The organism is Streptomyces sp. NRRL S-1813 (assembly GCF_000719605.1).
Lineage (GTDB): Bacteria > Actinomycetota > Actinomycetes > Streptomycetales > Streptomycetaceae > Streptomyces > Streptomyces decoyicus.
In genome coordinates, this window is record NZ_JOHB01000076.1 from 1 (window position 1) to 3,113 (window position 3,113).

The following is a 3,113-nucleotide window of genomic DNA, read 5'->3' on the forward strand; positions in this document are numbered from 1 at the left end:
TCCGCCCAGGCCGGAGACTCCCCGCGTGACCCTGATCGGGCCGACCAAGACCAGGCCAACCCGCCGAAAAACAACCTAAATCACCGGTATTGCATCTAGGCCGTTTCGTTTGGATCATCTGAGTGTTGGCCCAGGTGTGCTTTTGTCTGACGCGCAGTGGGCGCGGATCGAGCTGATTCCGTCCCGCGGGCAGACCGGCCGGCGGTCGGACGTCGCAGGCGCCACCGGTTCCGGGCGCGGTGGTACCGCTGAACCTTCCGGGTGGGACCGCTGATGGGGGCGGGTGGCCGATGGTGTGCCCAGTCACCCACCCCCATCTTGCAGTGGAAGGATCACATCTGGGGCTGGTCACCGGTGTAGCGGATGTTGAGGGTGAACATCCCCATGCCCTTGGACTGGGCGTTGAAGGAGATGGAGTGGCGTCCTTCCGGGCGCCCGTAGTAGGTGCTGAGGTCGTACGCGCCGAAGGTGAAGCCGACGGGGAGCACCTGGTCGTCCTTATTGCGGAATGCCTCCCAGAACGTGGCGAAGAAGCTGAGTGCGGTGTTCATGTGGCCGATGAGATCGGTGCCAGGGAAGAGACCGAGGTACATGTCCGGGATGCTCATCGTGTTGACGACGTCGTTGAGGGCCCGGCCCAGCGCGTCGTACCACTCGGAGTTGGACTGGTCGGCCTCCCACAGGGTGATAAGGGCCGCCCCGCAGCCGTCCAGGGTGGTGTCGAAGAACACCCGGCTCCCCGTGACGTGGTCCCCCCAGATCGGGTACCACTGCCTGTTCCCCGTGACCGAGCCGGTCTCCTTGGTACGGGTGGTGTAGGCGTAGTTCCTGGCGTTGGACGCGCAGGTCCAGTAGATCTCGTCCCGACCGCCACCCTGGTCACCGACCGCCTCGTGACAGATGAAGCCATCCCATTCCAGACGGGCCCTGTACGCCGAAAGCGTCCGGGCGCCGCCCTCGCGCTCCCCCCCGGTGAAGGCGGTCAGACCGTAGCCGTACTCGCCCACCGCCGCAGCGAAGCCCGGGTCGGTGACGCCCTCGCCGGCGGAAAGTGCCGCGGGGTCGGCCAGGGAGACGTTCGGCGCGCCGGTGATCTGCGGCAGCAGGCCGGTCAACGCCGCCCGGTAGTCCTGGAAGTCGAAACCCTCCTTGAGGCTGCGCGAGGTGATCACCTGCGGCAGGATCCCCGCTTGCCCGCTGGCCTGCTGCTCACGGTGGACACGCCCGATGGCGTGTACCTCCTCCTCGCCCAGCACCTTGCTCAGCGGCGCCAGCAGGGAACGCTCCAGCTCCGTCAACTCCAGCCCCTGCTCGGCACGGGCCGCCGCATGCAGCCACACCCCGGACAGCAGGTTCACCGGCCCGCTCCTGCGCAACGCCGCACCTCCGACCTCGTGCAGGCCGGTGCCCGACAGCATGGTCTGCCACCGGTTGACTCGTGCCTGTGCGGTGCTCGTTCCCTCGGCCACGACGCCCCTCGTTCCTCTCGCCGCCGTACGTCAGGTGCGTACGGTCCGGCTATGCGAGAGCGTAGAGGGGCTTCGTCCCTTATAGGCTAGTTGTTCCATAAGGAACTGAAATTGCTCGATAATGCCCTTAATTGCTTGGTCATCACCTGGGTTGGCGGCCTTCGGTATTGCTGGGCGGGGTAGGTCGTGCGGGTAATTCGCCTGGTCGCAACCGATCGCTCCGCAGGGTAACCACAGAGCAGCTTCAACTTCGTTTGCCAACAAGCATGCTGAATTGCCAACTGTGCTGCGTCGTCACAACAAACCTTCATGGGGACAGGTCCCAGGCGTCCCCCACCGACGCGGACGGCCCCGCACCCGGCCGGACATGGTCTTGGCAGATAAGGCGTACTCGTCGCGCGCCATCCGCGAGCACCTGCGTAAGGCGCGGTATCCGCGCGGTCATCCCTGTCCCGCAGATCAGCAGGGCCACCGACTGCGTCGAGGCAGCCGTGGCGGCAGGCCACCCAATTTCGACCGTGAGGCATAAGCAGCGCAACACAGCCGAACGGTGCATCAACCGCTTGAAACAGTGGCGCGGCATTGCCACTCGCTACGAAAAGACTGCGACTATCTACCTGGCCGGGCTCCACATCGCGGGCATTTTCTCTTTGGGCCCTGCCGAAGGCATGGTGAAGGCGGTGTTGCCCGGGACGCTGAAGCGTTCCGGGCAACGTGTGTAAGCGGCAGCGACGAAGTTGCTGGGAAAGCCGCAGGTCCAGTCGTCTCAGGCTGCGGTCGTTGGCTTCGCCGATTCGGCGGCGCGGCGGTGTTCGGCGTTGCTGCGCTGGGCTTCTTCGAGCTGGTCTTCGAGGGCGATGATGCGGCAGGCGGCCTCGATGGGGGTGCCCTGGTCGACGAGTTCCCGGGCGCGGGCGGCAATGCGCAGCTGGTAGCGGGAGTAGCGGCGGTGGCCGCCCTCGGAGCGGAGCGGGGCGATGAGGCGGGCTTCGCCGATGGCGCGGAGGAAGCCCTGGGTGGTGCCGAGCATCTCGGCGGCCCGGCCCATGGTGTAGGCGGGGTAGTCGTCGTCATCGAGACGGCCGAACGAGTCGTCTGCTGTCATCTCACCTCTCTGTGGAACGCGTGGAGGGGCCCTGGTGCCATTGGCACCAGGGCCCCGAAGGAACTGCTACACCATCTGCCGACCCTGGTACTGCGTCGGCCTTCTGTTTCCGCGGACCCGACCAAGATGCTGTCGGGTGCGCGGGGATCGCGGTTGCTTGACCGGAGACCACCTCACTATCGATGTCCTGCGGTACCCGGACTCAAAACTTCCGCCCGGGCGATCCTGATGGCGCGGGGCTCCTCCGTTCTTCCCTCTGGGATCAATCACTTACCTACTGCGGGTACTGCTCTCCTGCGTACTGCTGGTGATGCGAACTGCTCTGTGGCCTGCCTAGCACCACTCTTCGGCAGCCAGCCCCGTCGCCCGTCCTGCGTCTGCTCTGGCTTAGAACCCCACTGCCGAACCTCCCGGTACGCGCGCCCGCAGCCGACGCCTTTACCGAGGTGCTGCTCACTGACTTCACTGCTGGGTACTGCGAACTGCACTTACGGGTACTGCACTTGCGCTAACTGCGGTCCTGCTCACGGCAGCCCCTG

The 3,113-nt window shown here is 65.8% G+C and carries 2 protein-coding genes and 1 pseudogene; 1 reads left to right on the forward strand and 2 read right to left on the reverse strand.

The window, feature by feature from the left end; genetic code table 11:
- Window positions 1-332: 332 nt before the first annotated feature.
- Window positions 333-1,469 carry a hypothetical protein gene (locus IF67_RS0138315; protein ID WP_030993652.1) on the reverse strand — a complete coding sequence of 379 codons (1,137 nt, stop codon included), beginning with the start codon at window positions 1,467-1,469 and terminating at the stop codon, window positions 333-335.
- 343 nt (window positions 1,470-1,812) lie between these two features.
- Here IF67_RS0138315 and IF67_RS46475 point away from each other — a divergent pair.
- Window positions 1,813-2,191: pseudogene (locus tag IF67_RS46475) on the forward strand (transposase); the annotation flags it as partial.
- Window positions 2,192-2,235: 44 nt separating this feature from the next.
- Here IF67_RS46475 and IF67_RS0138320 read toward each other — a convergent pair.
- Complete coding sequence (locus IF67_RS0138320) at window positions 2,236-2,574, reverse strand: MerR family transcriptional regulator (RefSeq protein ID WP_030993654.1); 339 nt, start codon at window positions 2,572-2,574, stop codon at window positions 2,236-2,238.
- Window positions 2,575-3,113 lie beyond the last annotated feature (539 nt).

Coding starts and splice junctions, on each gene's coding strand:
- IF67_RS0138320 (WP_030993654.1), bottom strand. CDS start 2,574: ATGACAGCAGACGACTCGTTCGGCCGTCTCGATGACGACGACTACCCC.